Consider the following 20,771-nt stretch of genomic DNA (forward strand, 5'->3'; position numbering starts at 1 on the left):
GGTTACCTGCCTTGGTGGTCGGCGTGCGCTGAAGTGTTGTCGGCGTGATCCGGTTGATTGAAAGTGAGCCCGAGCAAAGCGTTTTCGGTGACTTCGGGTAACGCGGGATGGATCCAGTATTGCTTGGCTGCGAACTGGCGGACGTCGAGGTCGAAGGCCAGGACGGTGATCATTTGCTGGATCAGCGTCGATGCTTGCGGGCCCATATAGTGCGCACCGAGGAGTTTACCGGTGTCCTGATCGGCAATGAGCTTGCAGATGCCGGTGGTATCTTCCATGGCCCAGCCATAGGCCACGTCCCCATAGTCCTGGACTTTGACGGTGACGTTATGGCCGTGTTTGCGGGCTTGGGATTCGGTCATGCCCACCGTGGCAATCTGGGGGTGTGTGAAGACGGCTGCGGGGACATGGCTGTGAGGCATCTTCTGAAGATTTCCCGGGTTCAGCAGATTGTGGCGCACAGCGCGCATCTCGGCGTTGGCTACGTGCTTGAGCATGTAGGGCGAGGAGACGTCGCCAAGAGCCCATACGCCCGCGGCGGAGCTGGACCGGCCGTACTCATCGACCTTGACGCGCCCGTCGTTCGTCATTTCGATCCCACCGGAGGGCAGATCCAACAGGTCTCCGTTGGGGATGCGCCCGGCGGCTACCAGCAGTACCTCCCCGGTGGCGGAAGAGCCGTCGTCGAGCCTGACGGTGATACCGTCCTCCGTCTGATCGGCGCCGATGGTGGTCCTGCCGAACCGGACATCGAAGCGGTCGGCAGCCAGTTTGTTGAACGGGTCATGCAGGTCCTGATCGAGGTTCCGCAGGAGCGTGGAGCGGGCAACGATGGTGACGTCCGTGCCAAGGGCATCGAAGACGTGGGCGAACTCCATGGCAATGTAGCCTCCGCCAATGATCACCAAGGACTTGGGCAGCCGCGGAAGCCGCATGATGTCCTCGTTGGTGTGGTACCGCACGCCGGAGGCAGCGATGGCCTCGGGGATGACGGGCCGGGAGCCCGCGGCGATGATGATCTGGTCACCAGAGATGGTTTTCTGGTGGGCCCCTTGGCCGGTGCGCAAGGTGCGTTCTCCGACGAAGACGGCGTGCTGGTCGTAGACGTCGATGTTGGGGGTCTTTGGGCCCCGGCGATATTCTTCACCGGCAGCGGAGATGGCGTCGACGCGGTTCTCGAAGATGCGGCTCACTATGCCCGCCCAGTCGACGGAGTTGACCTCGGCCTCCAAGCCCAGCCTTCCGGACTCCGCGGTCTGCAGGGCGACGTCGGCGGTGTGCACGTACATCTTCGTGGGGATGCAGCCTACGTTTAGGCATGTCCCGCCGAAGGAAGCCTTCTCAACGATGGCGATCGATTGGTCCTCGAACTCAGGCCCGGGAATGGAGTTCCCGGATCCGGTGCCGATGATCACCAAGTCGTAGTGCCGGTCTACGGCAGTCTTGCTGGCAGGGGTCTGCACGTGGGTGGTCCTCACTCTGGGGTCTTCTCCACCCTACTAAAGCGGCAGGGCGTGTTCTGGATCACACGCAGACCCATCCGTTCGGCGAGCAGTCTCGAATGTCCTGTGACCCCAATCCTTGGGGTGCCAACATCACACTCGTGTGTATGAGGAGATTTTTCAATGAATAAGACACTCCGCTATATGGCAGTACCAACCCTTGCTGTGGGCGCGCTTGCCCTTTTCGGTTCTCCGGCGATGGCTGCTGACAACTCCTACCAAGCTACCCTCGGCCAGATTAATGGCAGCGCAGGCGCCGCCAACATCACAGTCGATGTCACTGGCAACCAAGCCCACGTTGTCCTGAACGTTTCAGGCATGCCGGCGACCTTCATGGACGCCCCGTACCCGCACGTTCAGCACATTCACGGTGGCGCCTTGGGCGTATGCCCGGATCCGTCGGCTGACAAGGACGGCGATCAGGTCATCTCCACTACCGAGGGCGCCCCCTCCTACGGCGGAATTGTTACTACCCTCTCCACCAGCGGTGACACCAGCCCGGCAGCCGGCCTGGATTTGAAGGTAGGCGGGCAGGGTGCGGCCTACACCGTTGACCGCACGTTTGAGCTGAACACCGAGACGAAGGCAGCTCTGGAAGCCGGTACTGCTGTGGTGGTGGTTCACGGTCTTGACCCCGCTACGCTCAGCGCAGCCGGACAGGCAGCCAAGTCCGATCTTGCCCCCACGCTTCCGCTGGCAGCAACATCGCCGGCCCTGTGTGGAACGTTGAAGGCAGGGCAGATGAAGATGCCGGCGGGTGGTGCTGCTACGGGCATCACACAAGAAGCAAGTAATGACGCAGGAACCATCGCTCTGGGCGGGGGACTGGCATTGGTGGCAGTTGCCGGTGGTGCCTATGTGGTGCGCCGCCGCCGCAACGCCGGATCCGAAGCCAAAGCATAGATTGAGCGGATCAGCAGCGTGACAACCACGAAATCCACCTACCGCGGACGGCTCCTTGCGGCCGTGGTGGGTGGACTTCTGTTCCTTACCGGTTGCGCCGCGGGAAACCCTGGTGAAGCCACTCCCACGACGAGCAGTCCGCCAACCACGGCAGCAACGCCTGCACCTTCGACCGTGCCAATGCCACCACCTGCGGCCTCGGCGCCTACCTCTCCGGAGGAGCCCCTCCCGGCCATGCTGCCGGCGTCCGCACCTGTCACCCTGACCATTCCCTCGATCGGTGTCAGAACCGAACTGTTGCACCTGGGTTTGGAGGAGAACGGATCGCTCAAGGTGCCCCAGGACACCGGCCAGGGAGCGCCTGCAAGCTGGTACGACGGTTCCCCAGCACCAGGAGAAACGGGGCCGGCGGTAATGCTTGGACACGTCAACGCACTCGGCGGAAACAAGGGTGTCTTCGCAGACCTTCAAAAACTCCGGGACGGCGAGCAGATCACCGTGATCAGGAGCGACTCCAGCACAGCCCTCTTCACCGTTTACCGCGCCGCCCGCTACAGCAAAAATAATTTCCCAACGTTCGAGGTCTACGGCAACACTGCCGGATCCGAACTGCGCCTGATCACGTGCGACGGTTACAACTCCGCCACCGGAGAATTCGACGACAACTACGTCGTTTACGCGAAACTCACCGTCTAACCACGGACAACGCCCGCAAGGGACAGTTGAAGGATGGACACGACATGAACAAACGCCACCCCTTGGCAGGACTGGCCCTGACCTTCCTGCTGCTCTCCGGCTGTGCAGCGAATGCTGGACCCGAAAGCCAAGGTATTCCAAGCGCCGGCACTGTGCCGTCCCCCGTGAGCGAAGCCGGCCACGCTAACGGACATGGTCAAAGCACCCCCAAAAAGGGAACCGCGGCTGCTGACGGCCCTAGCGAGGCATCCCTAATGGTCTGCGGAGACCAACCAATGGACCGGCTCGTGTCCATCCTGAAACTGGACTCCAAGCCCAACACCGAGACCAGCTGGGCCGACAACACCTTCACCTGCACGTACCTCTTAGATGGAGGCGCCCTGAAAATCTCGGTCAAGGAAGCAGAGGACCAGAAGGCCGCCCTGGAACACTTCACTGTGGAACAGGCCTTGGCGAAAGATGCCAAGCCCATCGAGGGCCTCGCAAATTTAGGCTTCCCCGCCTACGAGACCGTCGACGGTTCGGCCGTCTTCCAAAAGGACAGTTTCGTCCTGCACGTGGACGCCTCAGCCATGCCCGCCACCATCGGGCCGGAGAACATCACCCGGAACGCCTTGGCCTACCAACTCTCCACCACGATCCTGGCCTGCTGGATTGAACACCCTTAGTCCTCGGACGGGGGGTGGAATCTCTTCACGGAAGGGCCGGGGCACGGTGCCTTAAGTACGGTGCTGGAGGAAGAACCTCAGTCAAGCCCCGGACCGCTGGCAGGCCACATCCCCTGGCCGAAACAGCAGCCACATGAGTAGATGTGACGGGAACAGGGTATACAGTGAGTCCGTGCACCAGCGGTTGAAGGGGGAAAACGGCGCGAAGGGCGTCGGACCGGTCCTCGCCTGAAACCAGCGAGACGGCGGACGGCGGGATGCTGAGGCCCAGCCCAGCGGCTTTAAGGACTGCTTCTTTGGCAACCCACTGACGCATCCTTGACGGCACGTCAGACTTGTCCATGATGGCCGTCGCCCGAGGATCAAGAACGTAGTTGTCAAAGCCGTCGAAGAGCTCTGGCGGGACGCGTTCAACATCTGCGCCGACGCTGGCCGAGGCCGGTCCCACTGCCGCCATCACCATGCCGTGGCTCCGGGACAGGCTCAGCGACATGCCAGGCAGGACCGTCCGCCCATGGTCGGTGCTTCCACAGCCCGGGCACCGCCGTGTGATGTTCAACGCCGGGGCAGCCAGCGGGTCCAGTCCCAACTGATGCGCGGCCAGCAGTCGGAGCAGAACATGTGATGCACCGTAGTCCTGCCTGTCCGCAACGTTATGGAACCGTCGTCGGGCCGCCTTCTCATCCTGGGACAGGAAGCGGTCCAAGCCGCCGACGCCGGAACACGCCGATTCGACGACGGCGGATGGCAGGATCAAATATCCGACGCCGAGGGTTCTGGCATGGGTGGTCACAGCTTGCTGATGCGGCGGTACTTTGCGATGGCCAGTGGCGCGAACACTGCGATGATCACAAGGCTGCACATGACGGCGTACAACAGGGCATTGTCGGCCGGCCATCCGCCGGGCGCAATGAAACCGGACGGCGCGTTGTTTCCGAAGAGCTCACGCACGGCGGTGGCCACCGAGGTCACGGGGTTCCACTCGGCGATGGTCCGCAGAGGACCCGGGAGGGAAGCCGTGGAGACGAAGGCACCTGACACGAAGGTGACCGGGAACAGCCACACCAGACCAAGGCTCTGCGCTACTTCCACGCTGCGGGCCGTCAGTGCGATCAGTGCCCCGATCCAGGACACGGCGAAGGCGAACAGCAGCAGGATGCCCAGTGCTGCCAGCAACTCAAGGGCTCCGGTGTTCATCCGCCAGCCAACTGCCAGACCGCAGAGCAGCGTCACCGCTACGGAAATGACACTGGTGTAAAGATCCGAGGTGGTGCGCCCCAGAATGACAGCCACGCGTGACATGGGCAGGGACCGGAACCGATCGATCAGCCCCAATTGCAGGTCTTTGGCCAAATACACCGCTGTAAACGAGGCATTGAACGTGAGGGTCTGGGCCAGGATGCCTCCAATGAGGAAGCTGCGGTATTGGTCGCCACCCAACGACCCGCCGAAAACGAAGCCCAGAAGAAGGACGAACATGACCGGCTGCACGATTCCTGTGACCAGTGCGCCAGGGGTGCGGAGAACGTTGAGCAGGTTGCGGTGGGCAATGACGGAGCTGTCCCTGACAGCAGCGGTGATGACGCTCATGCGGGTACCCCTTCTTTGCTGTCGCTTCTTCGGTTTTCGGGCAGCGCGCTGCCTCCGGTGAGCTGGAGGAAGACGTCATCCAGGGTGGGGCGACGCAGGGCTGCTTCGGTGACTGGCACGGATCGAGCATCCAGTTCAGCCAACACCCGGACCAGCAGGGTGTGGCCTCCGGGAGCGGCCACCGAAACCCTGAGCGCGGCCGGGTCCACTTCTGGGGTTGCCAACCCTGAGGTGGCCACCGCCAACACCGAGGCGGCCGCTTGCAGATCGGATCCGTCACGCACAGTGATGTCCACACGTTCGGAGCCGGCGCGGTCCTTGAGCTGGGTGGCGGTGCCTTCGGCGATCACACTGCCATGGTTGATGACGGCAATGTGATCTGCCAGCCTGTCGGCTTCTTCGAGGTACTGGGTGGTTAGTAGCACAGTGGTTCCGTCTGAGACGAGGCCAGCCACCACGTCCCAGGTGTCCAACCGGCCTCGCGGGTCCAGGCCAGTGGTGGGTTCGTCCAGCACCACCACTTTTGGCCTGGCTACAACAGCCCCGGCAAGGTCCAGGCGTCGCCGCATGCCACCGGAGAACGTCCCGGCCCGCTTTCCGCTCACGTCTGTAAGGCGGAAATCGGCTAGCAATTCGTGGGCCCGGGCTGTGGCATTCCGGCGGTTCATGCCGTACAGCCGCCCCACCATATGCAGGTTCTCAAACGCCGTGAGCTTCTCATCCACGGCGGCGTATTGCCCGGACAGGCCCAGATTGCGTCGTACCAGTTCAGGCGCCCTCAGGACGGAGTGTCCGGCAACCCAGGCATCCCCTGAATCCGGTGCCAGCAGCGTGGTGAGGACCTTGACCGTGGTGGTCTTGCCGGAGCCGTTGGGCCCCAACAGCCCCAACACTGTCCCTTCGGCGGCATTGAGCGTCAGGCCGTCGAGGGCCCTGAAGGCACCAAAGGATTTGCGGACATTGTCTACCCGGATCACTGGCTGGCGGCAAGTTCGGCAACCCTGCGGGGAGCCATGTCTGTCCACGTCTGCGACACATAATCCAAGCAGGCTTCGCGGCTGTCCGGGCCGAACATGGCAACCCACCCCTTGGGAGTTTGCGCGAACGAGGGCCACAGTGAATGTTGCTGGTATTCGTTCACCAGGACGGAGAAGGTTGCTGAAGTGTCATCAAACGGGTTCGTCACGAGGATTGACCTTTCGGGTTGTTCCGGCGTTAACAGTGCCCCGGGTTCCGAGGCGTTGTAGGTCATTCGGACTCACCCCCCAAGCTGGATGGCCAACGCCGGCATGATTGTGGCGAGAGCTGTGTCACTTAACATCCGGGAGTGCCTGTCCGGCACCTCGACGTCGACGATGCGCCCGGTGACGAAGGGCTCCCAGGCCTCAGCTCCCGGTGTTCCAGCAGGAACGTCGGCAGTCGCACGGAAAAGCAACAGTTCGCCGTCGAAAACCGCAGGCTTTTGTTCCCGGATCAGACGTGCCAGCACCGGGAAGTTTTCCACCATGGCTTCCACGGCATCCAGCGGAACCGTGCCCAGTGGATTGTGGTTCCGGCGCAGGATCTCCTGGGCGCGGACTGCATCAAGTCCCACGGTGTCGGCGTCGTCGAGTGCATAGCCCTGCGCCTCCAAGTAGGCGGCCCATATACCGGAACCGTTTCCGACGTCGTCGTTGTTCTCCTCGGTTCCGGGAAACGCATCGAGGATGGTCAGGGACGCAACCTTTTCACCGAGTTCCTGGAGCCTTGTTGCCAACCGGTGGACCAAGTGGCCGCCAAAAGACCAACCCAGAAGATGATAGGGGCCGGAGGGCTGGACGCTGCGGATACTGTCGATGTAGGCATCTGCCAGTTCCGTGAGGCTTACAGCAGTCACGGGATGGGTTGCACCCGGTTCCATCCCCGGCATCTGGAGTCCAATCAGGGGCCGCTCAGGATCCAAAGAACCGAGCATCGAGGCAAATCCCCACGCTATCCCCGACGCTGGATGGACCGCGAACAGGGGAGCCTTGGTTCCGGTGGTGCGCAAAGGCAGTATCTGCCGCAGAGTCTCCGCTGCGTTTTCCTCCACGCCGCGGGAAGCCTCCCGAAGCAGCCCCTCAACTGTTGGAGACCGGAACAGCGATTGGACCTGCAGGGACGTACCCAACGCTGCATTGATCCTGGCTATCAACGGTTGCGCCAGGAACGAATGCCCACCCAACTCGAAGAAGGATTCGTCCACTCCCGCCCTGTCCAGTGACAACACATCGGCAAAGATCGCAGCCACGGTTTGCTCACGCGGCGTCCGGGGGACTTTGCCGGATGTGCGGGGGGCGCTTGCGGCGTCCGGCAACCCCGCAGTGTCTACTTTGCCGTGTTGCGTCAGTGGAATCTCGGCGATGGTGACCACAGCCGAAGGCACCATATAGTCCGGCAGCAAACTGCGAAGGTGCGAACGAACTCCCTCGGCAAACGCGGCTGCCTCGTCAGGAGCATCAACCACGGTTCCGTCTATCGGGACCACCCAGGCCACCAGGCGCATACTGTCATCGGACGGTACCGCCCTGACCACGGCCGCCTCGACATCCGAGGCGTCAGCGGCCGCCTGCTCGATCTCACCGGGTTCCACACGGAAACCACGGATCTTGACTTGCTGGTCGTTCCGTCCAGAGAAGACGATGCTCCCGTCAGCATGCCGCACCACGAGGTCGCCCGTGCGGTACATCCGCCCACCATCAGAGCCGAACGGATCCGCAACGAAGCGTTCGGCAGTCAGCCCTGGCTGGCCGCGGTAACCGTTGGCCAGTTGGCGTCCTGCGATGTACAGCTCGCCGGGAACCCCCGGAAGTGCCGGCTGCAAAAGGCCGTCGAGGACATACAACCTGGTCCCTGAGGTTGGCGCTCCCAGTACCGGGGCAGCGTGATCCCGGACGCGGGCCACCAGAGTATCCACCGCTGACTCAGTGGGGCCGTAGAGGTTCCATGCGGTCACGTTCTCTTTGCCTGACAGCTCATCCCAGAGGGTGGCGTCGAAAGCTTCGCCACCCAAGGCGAGGTTGAATCCGGATTCCGGCGCTGCACCGACACCATCCAGCATCCTGGTGAATGCGGGTTCTTTAAGAAGCTGCCGCGCGTAACCGGGTGTTGTTTCCCACACACTGATTTGATGGACTTCGAGGTAACCAGCCAGGGCTGCAGGATCTCGCCGGATGGCGTCGTCCACCATGTGGAGCCGATGACCGGAAATCATCCAGAGAATGGGATCCCACGAAGCGTCGAAGCCGACTCCGGTGGTGTGGGCCACGTTTTGCTGGACTCCGGTGATGGCGGGATCGAGCCCAGCGAAGAGCGTCTCCCGATGGGATTCCAGCAGGGCACCCAAGGCGCCGTGGCTGACTTCCACGCCCTTGGGCCTGCCTGTGGAACCCGAGGTGAACATCACATAGGCGAGGTCGCGGCCTGCCGGTTGGCGTTCCTGCAGTTCCCGGGCTGATTCGAGCCCTTGGCCGGAATTCAACCCTTCGCCGTGTGAATGGCCAAGGAGTTCGGTCATCATCACCAGGCGGGGAACCTCACGTGCAGGGTTCCGGGCTGCCACCCTGGACAGCAGCGCCGCCATGCGTTCAGCGACCGGCCCGGAGGTGACAACCACAGAGGGCGCGGCGTCTTCCAGGATCGCCACCACCCTGTCGTCGGGATATTCGGTATCAATCGGGTTGTAGACCGCGCCTTTGGCAATCACGCCCAACAAGCTCTGGATGGTTCCCGCGGACCGTGGCAGGAACACTGAGACAACGTCGCCCGCGGCGACCCCGTGCTGCTCAAGCCCGGTGGCCAGGGCTGCCACCGAAGAGGCCAGCTCCGCAAACGTCTGCTCATCGCGCCCGGTTACCAGCGCCACAGAGTCCGGAACTGACATGACGGTAGCTGCGAAGGCGGCCAGGACGCCGTCGGCCCCGTCCGTTTGATGCCCGACGGCGGAACGTCGTCCCGCTGTGAGCGCCTCCAACGCGGCAGCCTCCTCAGGGTCAATCAACGTCAGCTCTGCTATGGGCGTATCCGGGTTGGAGGCGCCGCGCTCCACGAAACGCACCAAGGTGGTCACCAAACGTTCAATGGTCGCTTCCTGGAACATTGCTGCGTTGTACTCCAGCGTTGCCGAAAGCCCTGTGGTGCCCGGGCGGAACGTGAAGGAGAGATCGAACTTGGCTTCCCCGGAACCGCTGCCGGGCAACGGCCGGACCACGGCGCCGGGGAATTCCGGAACGGCGGCAGGGGAGTTGTCCACGGTGAGCATGGTTTGGAACAACGGGTGCCGCCCTAGTTCACGTTCAGGATTCAGCGCTTCGACCAACCGCTCGAAGGGGACGTCGTCATGATCGAAGGCGGCCAGGACGCTGGTCCGGGCACGGTTTACCATGGCCTGCAAGGAGGGATGGCCGGCAGCACTGATCCGTAGCGGCAAGGTGTTGACGAAGAAGCCCACCAACTCTTCCAACACCGGATCAGTCCGTCCGGCCGTTGGGGAGCCAATGACCACGTCATCGCCGACTCCAAGGCGGTGCAAGAAGCCGGCGAGTACGCCGTGGAGCGTCATGAACAGGCTCGCGTTCGAGCGGGCCGCGACGGAGTTCAGTGCCTCGAGCGCTGAGGCACTGAGCTGGAAGCTGTGTTGCTTGCCCGGCTGACGTGTCTCCCTGGGACGGCGCTGATCGGCAGGGAGGTTGAGCTCCGTGGGTATTCCTGAGAGGGCCTCCCGCCAGTCAGCAATTTTCCGTGTGGACGTGCCGTCTTTGCCCAGTTCCTCCTGCTGCCACGCGCTGAAGTCTGCATAGTGGATGGCCAGCGGGGCGCGGCTGCTGGTTGTTCCCTTGAGCGCGGCGGCGTAGGCCTCCGAAAGGTCACGGGCCAGCGGCGCGAGGGACGCGCCGTCGCTGGCGATGTGATGCAGCACTAACTGAAGCACCCATACCGAAGCCTCTCCGTAGCCACGGCGCAGCAGGACGGCGCGCAGAGGAAGATCGAGGGTTACGTCGAAGCCCTGGCCTTCCTCCTGGGCCAGGATCCTTGATTCTTCCTCCTCCGAATGCACCGGGACGATCCGCAGGAGGCCCCGGGCCTCCTCTGCCGAAAGGATCTTTTGGTGCGGTGTGCCCGCTGTTGCAGGGTAGCTCGTCCTGAGGATTTGGTGCCGGGCCACCAAAGCGTCGATAGCGGTGGAAAGGGCATTCTCGTCCACCTCGCCCTCCAGCTCTGCAGCCAGGGAGATGTTGTAGTCCGCCGAACCCGGATCCAGTTGGTTGAGGAACCACATACGTTGCTGGGCGAAGGAGAGCGCGGGTTGCTCCTGACGGGCTGTACCGCGTGTGGCAATCCAGTCCGAAAGTGCGGTTCCCTCAGCCTGAGGCGAGTCATCAGCGTCAACTTCCGTGCCGCCGTCGTGCGTTGAATCGTGCGGCCGTTTGGACGCGACCGCCGCCAGCAAAGCGGCTGGCGTGGGTAGGTCGAAGAGCGCCCGCAACGGAAGTGTTGTGCCGAACGCTTCCCGGATCTTGCCCATGATGGTGATTGCCAAGAGGGAATGACCTCCCATGAGGAAGAAGTCGTCGTCCATGGCAACGCTGTCCAGCCCAAGAACCTCAGCGAAAATAGCGGCAATGACATGTTCTTCGGGCGTTGCCGGAGCTTTCCCGCTGCCCGCGCCGGCGGCCGCGGGCGCCGGGAGGGCTGCGCGGTCCAGCTTGCCGTGAGAGGTTAGGGGCAGCGCCGGGATGGACATGAAGACGGCGGGCACCATGTAGTCAGGGAGTAGTTCAAAAGCGCGCGTTCTGAGTTCAGCAACGTCCACGTCGCCAACAACGTACGCGATGATCCTCTGGGCAGGTTTGCCATCCGGCACCGCAGCGACCTGTAACACCTGGGGATGGCTGGCCAGTGCCGACTCCACTTCACCCAATTCGATCCGGAATCCGCGCACCTTCACTTGGTCATCACTCCGGGTGAGGAACTCCAGCACGCCGCTGGCGTCCCGCCTCACGACGTCGCCCGTACGGTACATGCGGGAACCGTCCGATGTGAAGGGATTCGCCACGAAACGCGATGCGGTCTCGGCAAAGCGCTGGTCGTATCCTTGCGCCATACCCGCCCCCGCCAAATACAGTTCGCCGGGAACTCCCACCGGGACAGGCTGTAAGTAGGCATCCAACACCATGGCCGACGTGTTGCCGGCCGGCCGCCCAATTACTGGCCTGCCTCCCTCGATATCCGCCGTGACAGAGTCAACGGTGAATTCCGTAGGGCCATAGAAATTCAGGGCTCGAACTGAAGGATTGGCGGCCAGACGTTCCCAGAGGGAGCCTGAGACTGCTTCACCGCCGAGAATCAGGATCAGCGGTTGTTCGCGCTGGTGCTCCAACAGGCCGTACTGCAGCAATTGCGTGGCAAACGACGGTGTGGTCTCCAGAACGTTGATGCCGTGGTCGAGGCAGTAACGGGTAAGGCTTTCGGCGTCGCCCCGTTCTTCATCAGCCACCAGGTGCAGCTCGGCACCGGCAACCATCCAGAGCATGGGATCCCAGGCAGCATCAAATCCGAGGCCTGCAATGTGCGCCACGGCCACGGGCTGATCCGCGGCGGCCGCGAGGCGAGGGGCAAACAGGGTGCGGTGGTGGTGCGCGTAAAGGTTGGCCAAAGCGCCATGCGTTACCGCAACACCCTTGGGCCGTCCGGTGGAACCCGAGGTGTACAAGACATAGGCAAGGTCATCCGCTTGCGGCGCGCGATCCGCTTGGTCGCCGGCTACGGCCGTTGCGCCGCTTGCCAGGAGGCCAGCAAGGGTCACCGCTTTGTCAGGTTCGACGCCGGTAGTCGCGTCTGCGTCGACGATCACCACTGCGGGGGTGCTGTCTTCCAGGATCATCCGGATCCGTTGCGTCGGATAGGAGAGGTCAATGGGGATGTAGACGGCACCTGCCGCGAGCACAGCAAGGGCGGCAGCGACGACGTCGCCTGATCGCTGGATGGCGACCGCCACCCGGTCGCCGGGGCGTACACCGTGAAAGATGAGGCCGTTCACAATGGTCCTTACCCGCTTCTCAAGCTGGGCGAATGTCCAGGAAGACCCCGCAACACCCGTCCCGGCCGCCACCGCAATCTGTGATGCCCGCAGCGTGGCCGTCTCTGAGAATGCGTCCAGGATGGTGGCCCACTGGACGTCCTGCTCGGTGGCGACGCTGCTGGCCAGCGCAGCTGCGTGGTCGGCTGGGCTCTGTATCCGCAGCCGGTCCAGGCTCACGCCGGAGTCCGTGGCGAACTGCTCGGCAACCAGTGAAAAACCTGCCGCCAGCCGCTCCACCGTGCTGCGTGTGAAGAGGGCAGGGTTGTAGGCGAGGGATCCGGCGATGATGTCACCGTCCCGTTCGGCGCCGTCCCGTTCGGCAAGGTCCAGGAGCAGGTCGAACTTCGTACCGCCCGGCTCCCTTCCCAAGTCCGCCGATGCGTCCAGGCCGTCCATAGCCAGCACAGCGTCAGGGGTGTTTTGCAGCGTCAGCATCACTTGGAATAACGGGTGGCGGTGACGTGATCGCGTCGGATTGAGTTGCTCCACCACGCGTTCGAACGGGGCGTCCTGATTTCCGTAGGCGTGCAGGTTGGTGTAGCGGACGCTCTCCACCAGCTCTGCGGCCGTAGGGTTGCCTGACGTGTTGGTCCGCAGCACCAGAGTGTTGACGAAGAAGCCCACCAGTTCGTTCAGCTGGGTATCCGTCCGCCCGGCAACAGGTGTGCCGAGCGGGATGTCCTCGCCGGCGCCCGTCTTCGTCAGCAGTGCCGCCAGGGCGGCCTGCAGCACCATGAAAAGACTTGCGTTGTGCGCCTTCGCTAATGCCTTCAAGCCCGAGGAAGTCACGGCGTTCAGTTCCAAAGGAATCGACGACGCCGGGAGGTCGCCTTCACGGGTTCCGCGTGGAAAGTCGTAGGGCAGCTGCAGCTCCTCCGGAGACCCCTTGAGTTCGTGTGCCCAGAATTCCAACTGACGCGAAATCGGGCTCGATGGGTCATCTTCCTGCCCCAACGCCTCGCGTTGCCACAGGGTGTAGTCGGCGTACTGGATGGGCAGGTTGACGGCAGGTGAAATTGCTCCGCGAAGCCGCGCAGTGTATGCCTGGGAGAGGTCCCGGGCGAGAGGTGCCAGGGACCATCCGTCCGCCGCAACATGGTGCAGCGTGATGGCCAGGACGTGATGGTCCGGCGCAAGCTGGAACAGGACTGTCCGGACCGGAAGTTCGCTGGTGATGTCAAAGCCACGCTGTGTCTCTGCCCGCAGTGCGGGCTCCAGGTTGCCTGCGTTGCACTGAATGGCCATCAGTTTTGCGTGCGCTGCATCCGGGGGCAGGATTTCCTGGCGTGGTTCGCCTTGCGACCACGGGAAGATGGTGCGAAGAGTCTCGTGCCGGGAGACGACGTCGGTCAGTGCTCCCTCCAAGGCATCCACCTCCAGACGACCTTTCAAGGTTAGGACGATCGGGATGTTGTACGCGCCGGACTCGTGATCAAGCCGGTTCAGGAACCAGAGCCTGCGTTGCGCAAAGGATAGGGGGACCCTTGTGGGGCGCTTCTTCGCCGTGAGTTCAGGAATGGACGTTCCGTCGTGTTCCAAAGCCGCGGCGAGGCCGGCCACTGTAGGTTCCTCGAAGATCGTTCGCAGTGCCGGAGCCGAACCCGTTGCGTCCCGTAGGAATGCCGCCAGCCGCGTGGCCAGGAGTGAGTGGCCGCCGAGGTCGAAGAAGTCGTCCTCACGTCCCACGGATTCCAGGCCCAGGATCTCGCGGAACGCCTCTGACACCACACGCTCGGTGTGGGTGCGCGGCTCGGTGGTTGCTGCCTCCGGTTCATGAGTTGGCAGTGCCCGGGTATCCAGTTTGCCGTTGGCGGTCAACGGAAGGTAATCGATGGTGAGTACTGCAGCGGGCACCATGTAGTCGGGCAGCGTCCTGCGCGCCTCCTTGCGGATGGCGGATGAGTCCAGAGGCTGCGGGGCAGTCATGCCTTCGAACGTGCGGCTGTCTTCGAGCCCGGGCTCAGTGTAGGCGGGCGTGACGTAGGCGAGCAGTTGGTCGTAGCCCGCTTTGTTCTTTGTGACCGTCACTGCCGCTTGGGCTACCCCGACGATGCCGCGCAGGACTTCCTCGATCTCGGCCAGTTCAATCCGGAAGCCCCGGATCTTGACCTGCTGGTCCATACGGCCAAGGAACTGCAAGGTGCCGTCATCCAATCGGCGCACTACATCGCCCGTGCGGTACATACGCGAGCCGTCCTCCACAAACGGATCAGCCACGAACTTCCCGGCGCTCAGCCCGGGTTGGTCCAGATAGCCGCGTGCCAGGTTGGGGCCCGCAACGTAAAGTTCTCCGATGGCATTGGCCGGTACGGGGTTGAGGCCCGAGTCAAGGATGTAGTGCCGGCTGTTGGCCACGGATCCTCCCAGAGTGACATCCGTGCCGCGTTCCATCACCGCGGTGAGTGAATCCACCGTGGTTTCGGTGGGGCCATAAAAGTTGTAGGCCACTACGCCATCATGGGCAGCCAACTCCCGCCAGGTGGCCGGGTCCACGGCTTCGCCACCCAGGGCCACAACAGATGGATGGGCGTCCTGGTCGAAGAGTCCGCCGGCCAGCAGGGCCTTGGCGAACGAAGGCGTTGTTTCGATTGAGTCGATGAGTTCGTCCGCCAGGAACAGGCTCAATGCCTCGGGGTCGCGACGGGTCTGGTTGTCCACCATGTGCAATTCGTGCCCTGCCAGCAGCCACAGAATGGGATCCCAGGAGGCGTCGAAGGACAGCCCGGCCGTGTGGGCTACGCGCAGCGGCCGGCCGAGACGTCTTTCCGCTGGATCAAAAATCCTGTCGCGGTGGGAGGTCATCAGATTCAGGAGTGCCAGATGTTCCACGCCGACGCCCTTGGGGCGGCCAGTGGACCCTGAGGTGAAAATGACGTAGGCAAGATCGTGCTGTCCAGCGCTGGGAGGCAGGGGCGTATGGTCATGGCTTTCCAATGCTGCCGTAGTCCCGGCGGAATCCAGGACAGTCACCGGGACCTTGGTCTGCGGCCTGCCTGGATCACTGTCTTCGGCTAAGGCAGTCTGCGTCAGCAAGATGATTGGTTCCGCATCCTCCAGCATCCCCTCGACCCGGCCCGCAGGGTAGTCGGGGTCCAGTGGAACGTAGGCCGCTCCGGCCTTGAGGATGGCCAGGATGGCAACGGGAAGCAGGACGCTGCGGTCCAGTCGAACGGCCACGGTGCGGCCCGGGCCGGCCCCACGCCCGCGCAGGAAGCGGGCCAGCTGGTTGGAGCGGCGCTCCACCTCGGCGAAAGTCAGGCAACCGTCGGAAGCAACCACGGCGGTTCGCTCAGGAGCCGCTGTTGCCACCGACTGGAACTCCTCAACAACCGTGTGGCCCGGCAGGTCCACGGACTCGGCGTCTCCCGTGGCGAGCAGCGCCTGTTCTTCGGCCGTCGTAGTCACGGACAGGGCCGCCGTCGGATCTTCCGGACTGGCCAGAAGCGAGCCCAGCAGACGGACAAAACGCATCAGGTGTTCGTCCAGGCCAGCCTGGCTGTACAGATCGGCGTTCGCCGCAAACTGAATCGTCACCTCGGCCCTTGGACCCTGTCCGAGGCCATGGACAATGATCGACAAGTCATCAATGGGCCCGGTGGAGAGAATGTGCATGGCTCCGGTTGCCTCGCCAAAGGAGATATTTTCGAGTACCGGAAGGATGTTGACCGACGGACCCGCATAGCCGTCTTGGCCGCTCAAGGATTCGAATCGTGTGCGCTGGTGGATCAAGGCCCCACGCAGCTTTCCTCCCATCGTTGTCACCATGTCCTGGACAGTGGCCCCGGGAGTGATGTCCATTCTGATCGGGACGATGTTTGAGAGCATCGAGGGCGTGGACTTGGCCAGCCTTCCGCGTCGGGCCGTTACTGGCAATGCGAGGGATACATGTTGTTCCCCGGTCATCCTGTGCAGGTACATGGATGCAGCAGTCAGAAGCAACGCCGGGGCCGTGCCGGATGCTGACTCCAGTGCTTCTACAGCGGCCGGAGAGAGACTCCGGGCGGAGCGTAGCAGCGAGTCCGCAGTGCCCATGGGGCGGCCTGCCAATCCGGCGGGGGCCTGGTGACCTTCGAGTTCCCCTGCCCAGTAGGCCGCGTCTGTGGCCGCCGCGTCGGAGGACAGGTAGCTGTGGTCATCCGCGATCAATTCCTGGAGCGGGGCAAAGTCGAGGCCCGCGGTGCAGCCCATATCTTCTGCAGCGCCGAGTGCCTCGTAAACTGCGGCGACGCGCCGCAGGACCACCACAGCGGAGTATCCATCGACCAGCAAGTGGTGGACACGCTGGTAGAAGAAGTGCCTGGTCCCGGTGATCCGGATGACCTCGGTGTGGAGCAGCCCGCCGTCTTCCACGCTGCGCGCTTGTGCCATGTCCGCGTCCATCAGTTCTCGCGCGGTATGTTCGCGAGCAGCCTCGTCCCCGCACTCCCTGAGGTCGGTGAACTGCACGGCGGCCACTGCCGTTTTTGCGTACTGGTAGGGACCGTCGTCGTCTTCGCCGAACGCAAGGTTCAGAGCCGGTGTCTCCGCAACGGCCCGGGCCACAGCGGCCTCCAGCCGGGCAACGTCCAACGGTCCGGCGATCTCGATGAACTGCCCAATCTGATACATCGGGCTGCCGTGTGCCAATTTTTGCGCGTACCAGATGCCTCGCTGGGCGGCCGTCAAACCCATCCGGGCTGGTGCCTGGTCCTCCGGAATGCCGGGCTGGTCAGGGGAAGCGGGGATAGGGGAGTTCATAATCCTTCTCTGCGGTGGGGAAGCGTGGGAAAGCAGCGGCAGCCCTGGGAAGCAGGACTGCCGCGTCATGGTTGCGCGTGCTCACGTCAGGGACGGAGTCGCGCTCGTGTGTTGCTAAGGTGCGGAACTGGCCGCTGGCAACCGGCCGTTACTGGAACTGGCCGATCTGGAGTGGACCCAGCACATCACCGTCCAGGAGGGGACCGTTGATCAGCGGGCCGTTGATGATCCCACCGTTCAGGATGCCTCCAGCCAGGAAATTGTTGAGAACATTTACCCCGGAAGCGGCCGCGGTTGTGTTGGCGGCCGTCGGGGTGTTCGCAGTGGTCGCTGCTTGTGCAGGGAGAGAAGCAAAGGTGAAGGCGGAGGCGGCAAGGACGGTTCCGGCGGCGATGCGTACGGCGTTCTTGTTTGGCTTGTTCACGGGATCTTCTCCATTACGTAGCTGATGTTGTCCGCGCGCCACAGTGTGCCGCGCCATCAGTGATTCGGAGCTGCCACCCTTGTGGATGGGATGCAGTTCAATCCGGGATTCGGGCGCGGGCGCAGCGGCCGGTGAAAGCACGACGGCGGCGAGCAACTTTGCCGATGACGCCACCCCGAAGTCAGCGGCGTGTGGCGGCCGGCTGGAGGCTAGCGCCGCTTCGGCCGATAAGTCCGCCCAAAACTACGCTCGGCGCCCTCGTACATGTGGACGAGCTCCCAGTCGTAGCGGCGCCCTCCGGGGACGTCGAAGATCCGGGTACCGTCGCCGAGGAACACTGGTGCTACGAAGACCTGCAGTTCGTCGATGAGGTCGTGCTCCAGTGCTTGGCGCGCAATGTCGGCGCTGATGATCTGCACGTCCTTGTCGCCGGCGATCTCCTGGGCGCGGCGGACCGCCTCCACGATGTCGCAATTGAGCGCAATGATGGTGGGGTCGTCGGCGATCTCCTCCGGCCGGTGGGTGAGGATGAACTCGGTGCCGGACCAGGCGCCGCCATACGCCTCGGCGGTCATCTGATCCCTGTCGTCTCGTTGGGCTTTCGCGGCGTCATAGCCGTCCCTGCCGGAAATGATCACCGCGACCTCGCCCGCCGTACGCTCCGTGGTGCCGTTGTCGAGTGGCTCGGCATCGGATAGCCAGCTCATGTCGTGTCCAGGCCCAGCGATGAAACCGTCGATGGAGCACGTGAATCCCCAGGCTACTTTGCCCATGTCTGTTCCTCGCGTGGGAGGTAGTCTGCGTTGCTCAATGATTACCTGCGGTTGAGTGATGGCTCGACTGTACTCCAGGATGAAATTGATGGGCTGCGACAGACCAACCTGCCGGCAGTTTCCCGGCAGTATTTCGTGCCATTCAGGAGAGCCGCCGGGGGCGTCCGCGAAATGCGAACGCCCCCAAACGAGTCAATGCTCAGATTGTGCCCTACGAGATGGCTGCGGGTGGTTGTTCCCCGCTGAGCACAGCGAGGGCGTTGTCGGCTGCGAGCATGGCCATGGCGGTGCGCGTCTCCACCGTGGCCGAGCCAAGGTGTGGCAGCAGCGCAACATTGTCCAACTCCAGAAGGCCGGGATGGACGCGGGGCTCGTGCTCGTAGACGTCAAGTCCGGCTCCGGCGATGACACCGTCTCGAAGGGCCGCAGCGAGTGCATCTTCATCGACGATGGGTCCGCGCGCGGTGTTGACCAGAAACGCCGAGTTCTTCATTGCCGCGAGTTGTTCGGCCCCGATCAGGTGATGAGTGGCGGGACCGTAGGGGCAGTGCAGTGAAACGACGTCGGAAACGGCCAGCAACTCGTCCAGATCGACGCGTCGTGCATCCAGTTCCGCGGCGATTGTTGGGTCGATTTCGCTGCGGGACTGGTAGACGATCTCCATGCCGAAGGCTTTGGCCCGCCGCGCGGTTGCCTGGCCGATGCCGCCCATGCCGACGACGCCGAGTGTCTTGCCCTGCAGGCTGGACCCGAGCAGGAAGAACATGCCCCATTTCCAATCCTGGCCGGAGCGGATGAGTCGTTCGCCCTCGCCGAGCCTCCTGGTGGCCATGAGGATGAGGCCGAAGGCGATATCGGCTGTGGCGTCGGTGAGCACGCCGGGTGTGTTGGCGGCGATGACGCCACGTTCCACACAGGCGGGTACGTCGATGTTGTCATATCCGACGGCGACGTTCGCGACGACTTTGAGCTGGGGGCCGGCGGCGTCGAGCAGTTCAGCATCAACGCGTTCGGTCAGCAGGGACACGATCGCGTCGGCGCCAGCCACGCGACGCAGGAGTTCCTCGCGTCCAATGGACTCAGGGCCGCTCCAGGCATCGACGTCGTGTTCTGCGCGAAGCTTTTCAAGTGCAGCGTCGGGGATGCGTCCCGTGACGACGACGCGGCTCATGCGGTCACGATCCAGTCGCGGAGGCGGCCGAGTCCGTCGCGGATGTTGGCGACGTCGATGCCTGAGTAGGCGAGCCGGATGTATTGCCGTTCCTCGCCGGGTTGGCGTCGGCCGAAGTGCTCACGTGTGCAGAACGAGACGCCGGTTTTGTACAGTGCGTCGCTGGCGAAGTCACCGACGGCGGTGTAGCCCATTTTCTCCATGACATCGGTGACGTCGGGGAACAGGTAGAAGGTGGATTGGGGTACGGCGACGTGCATTCCAGGGACGGAGTTCACGAGTTCGCAGGTGGCATCCCGGCGCTCACGAAGGATGTCGAGCATTTGCTGCACGGGCTCCTGGGTGCCGCGGAGCGCTTCGATGCCTGCCCACTGTACGTAGTGCGTGGTGCATGACTCATCGTTGGTGTTGAGTGTGCTGAGCACTTTCGCGATCTCCAGTGGCGCGACTGCGCAGCCTAGCCGTGAGCCGGTCATGGCGAACTTCTTGCTGAAGGTGTAGAGAATGACGGTTCGCTCTGCCATGCCGGGAATCGAGGTGATGGAGCTGGAGACTCCCTCGTAGCGGGTCTCGAAGTAGGCTTCGTCAGAAAGTACCCACAGGTTATGCTCCTGGGCGATCTGCGCGATGGCTTCGCGCTCGGCCGTGGTGGACTCCGCCGAGATGGGGTTCTGCAGGTCGTTGTAAATGATCGCGACCGTGTTCGGGTTGATGGACGCGCGCACTTGATCAAGGTCGATCGAGAAACCCTGGCTCGTGGGGAGGTAGCGGTAAGGTACGGCTGTGCCTCCGAGGTATTCGATCTGCGATTCGTAGATCGGGAAGCCGGGATTAGGGTAGAGCACCTCCTGCCCAGGGTTCATGACTGCCTGAAGGAACTTCGTGATGACGGGCTTCCCGCCAGTCATGACCACCACGTTGTCCGGGGAGAGACTGATGCCGCGGCGCGAACCGATGTCCTCGGCGAGGGCTTCGCGAAGCTGTGGGATGCCCGGGCCGGGGCAGTAGCCCGTGTAGCCGTCGGCGATTGCCTTGGTCATGGCTTCGACGATATTCGGGGCAGTGGGGATGTTGATATCGCCCAGGTGGAACGGGTAAACCAAGTTCCCCTTGGCCTTCCAAGCGGCCGCAGCTTGGGCGACGCTAAAGGCGGTTTCGGTGCCGAGCCGTTCGAGTCGATGCGCGAGTTGCTGCATGCTGTTTACTCC

At 63.2% G+C, this 20,771-nt stretch carries 13 protein-coding genes; 3 read left to right on the top strand and 10 right to left on the bottom strand.

Annotated elements, in window-relative coordinates; genetic code table 11:
• Nucleotides 1-2 precede the first annotated feature (2 nt).
• On the bottom strand, nucleotides 3-1,463 hold the full coding sequence (mtr, locus tag CQ020_RS08035) for a mycothione reductase (protein ID WP_105691490.1): 1,461 nt from the start codon (nucleotides 1,461-1,463) through the stop codon (nucleotides 3-5).
• Nucleotides 1,464-1,625: 162 nt separating this feature from the next.
• Here mtr and CQ020_RS08040 point away from each other — a divergent pair, with 162 nt between their 5' ends.
• From CQ020_RS08040 to CQ020_RS08050, 3 genes are read left to right on the top strand one after another with little or no spacing between them, the layout of a single operon-like run.
• On the top strand, nucleotides 1,626-2,405 hold the full coding sequence (locus CQ020_RS08040) for a hypothetical protein (RefSeq protein WP_181151809.1): 780 nt from the start codon (nucleotides 1,626-1,628) through the stop codon (nucleotides 2,403-2,405).
• Between the two features lie 18 nt (nucleotides 2,406-2,423).
• Nucleotides 2,424-3,101, top strand: coding sequence for a class F sortase (locus CQ020_RS08045; protein WP_105691365.1), 678 nt, complete (start codon nucleotides 2,424-2,426; stop codon nucleotides 3,099-3,101).
• Between the two features lie 44 nt (nucleotides 3,102-3,145).
• Nucleotides 3,146-3,769, top strand: coding sequence for a hypothetical protein (locus CQ020_RS08050; protein WP_105691366.1), 624 nt, complete (start codon nucleotides 3,146-3,148; stop codon nucleotides 3,767-3,769).
• A gap of 25 nt (nucleotides 3,770-3,794) precedes the next feature.
• On the opposite strand, the gene CQ020_RS08055 is transcribed toward CQ020_RS08050, so the two are convergent.
• From CQ020_RS08055 to CQ020_RS08095, 9 genes are all read right to left on the bottom strand, one after another.
• Nucleotides 3,795-4,562, bottom strand: a complete 768-nt coding sequence (locus CQ020_RS08055; RefSeq protein ID WP_181151810.1) for a 4'-phosphopantetheinyl transferase superfamily protein — start codon at nucleotides 4,560-4,562, stop codon at nucleotides 3,795-3,797.
• Nucleotides 4,559-5,359 (bottom strand): ABC transporter permease, encoded by an 801-nt coding sequence (locus CQ020_RS08060; protein ID WP_105691368.1) that lies wholly within the window; start codon nucleotides 5,357-5,359, stop codon nucleotides 4,559-4,561. The genes CQ020_RS08055 and CQ020_RS08060 overlap by 4 nt, the downstream gene beginning before the upstream one ends.
• Nucleotides 5,356-6,336 carry an ATP-binding cassette domain-containing protein gene (locus tag CQ020_RS08065; protein WP_105691369.1) on the bottom strand — a complete coding sequence of 327 codons (981 nt, stop codon included), beginning with the start codon at nucleotides 6,334-6,336 and terminating at the stop codon, nucleotides 5,356-5,358. The genes CQ020_RS08060 and CQ020_RS08065 overlap by 4 nt, the downstream gene beginning before the upstream one ends.
• The gene (locus tag CQ020_RS08070; RefSeq protein ID WP_024820864.1) at nucleotides 6,333-6,545 is read right to left on the bottom strand and encodes an MbtH family protein; all 213 of its coding nucleotides are present in this window, start codon (nucleotides 6,543-6,545) and stop codon (nucleotides 6,333-6,335) included. The genes CQ020_RS08065 and CQ020_RS08070 overlap by 4 nt, the downstream gene beginning before the upstream one ends.
• 72 nt (nucleotides 6,546-6,617) lie before the next feature.
• Complete coding sequence (locus CQ020_RS08075; protein ID WP_105691370.1) at nucleotides 6,618-17,195, bottom strand: non-ribosomal peptide synthetase; 10,578 nt, start codon at nucleotides 17,193-17,195, stop codon at nucleotides 6,618-6,620.
• 148 nt (nucleotides 17,196-17,343) lie between these two features.
• Nucleotides 17,344-17,619, bottom strand: coding sequence for a hypothetical protein (locus CQ020_RS24020; RefSeq protein WP_146116617.1), 276 nt, complete (start codon nucleotides 17,617-17,619; stop codon nucleotides 17,344-17,346).
• Nucleotides 17,620-17,828: 209 nt separating this feature from the next.
• On the bottom strand, nucleotides 17,829-18,392 hold the full coding sequence (locus tag CQ020_RS08085; RefSeq protein WP_105691372.1) for a dihydrofolate reductase family protein: 564 nt from the start codon (nucleotides 18,390-18,392) through the stop codon (nucleotides 17,829-17,831).
• Nucleotides 18,393-18,603: 211 nt separating this feature from the next.
• Nucleotides 18,604-19,563, bottom strand: a complete 960-nt coding sequence (locus CQ020_RS08090) for a D-glycerate dehydrogenase (protein ID WP_105691373.1) — start codon at nucleotides 19,561-19,563, stop codon at nucleotides 18,604-18,606.
• Nucleotides 19,560-20,759 carry a pyridoxal phosphate-dependent aminotransferase gene (locus CQ020_RS08095; RefSeq protein ID WP_105691374.1) on the bottom strand — a complete coding sequence of 400 codons (1,200 nt, stop codon included), beginning with the start codon at nucleotides 20,757-20,759 and terminating at the stop codon, nucleotides 19,560-19,562. Before CQ020_RS08095 ends, CQ020_RS08090 begins: the two co-directional genes overlap by 4 nt.
• Nucleotides 20,760-20,771: the final 12 nt, after the last annotated feature.

Source organism: Arthrobacter sp. MYb23, assembly GCF_002979775.1.
Lineage (GTDB): Bacteria > Actinomycetota > Actinomycetes > Actinomycetales > Micrococcaceae > Arthrobacter.

What these genes read in the sequence shown, in the direction of transcription:
- CQ020_RS08050 (WP_105691366.1), top strand. Translation starts at nt 3,146, where the DNA reads ATGAACAAACGCCACCCCTTGGCAGGACTGGCCCTGACCTTCCTGCTG.
- CQ020_RS08085 (WP_105691372.1), bottom strand. Translation starts at nt 18,392, where the DNA reads ATGGGCAAAGTAGCCTGGGGATTCACGTGCTCCATCGACGGTTTCATC.
- CQ020_RS08060 (WP_105691368.1), bottom strand. Translation starts at nt 5,359, where the DNA reads ATGAGCGTCATCACCGCTGCTGTCAGGGACAGCTCCGTCATTGCCCAC.
- CQ020_RS08095 (WP_105691374.1), bottom strand. Translation starts at nt 20,759, where the DNA reads ATGCAGCAACTCGCGCATCGACTCGAACGGCTCGGCACCGAAACCGCC.
- CQ020_RS08040 (WP_181151809.1), top strand. Translation starts at nt 1,626, where the DNA reads ATGAATAAGACACTCCGCTATATGGCAGTACCAACCCTTGCTGTGGGC.
- CQ020_RS08090 (WP_105691373.1), bottom strand. Translation starts at nt 19,563, where the DNA reads ATGAGCCGCGTCGTCGTCACGGGACGCATCCCCGACGCTGCACTTGAA.
- CQ020_RS08075 (WP_105691370.1), bottom strand. Translation starts at nt 17,195, where the DNA reads ATGAACTCCCCTATCCCCGCTTCCCCTGACCAGCCCGGCATTCCGGAG.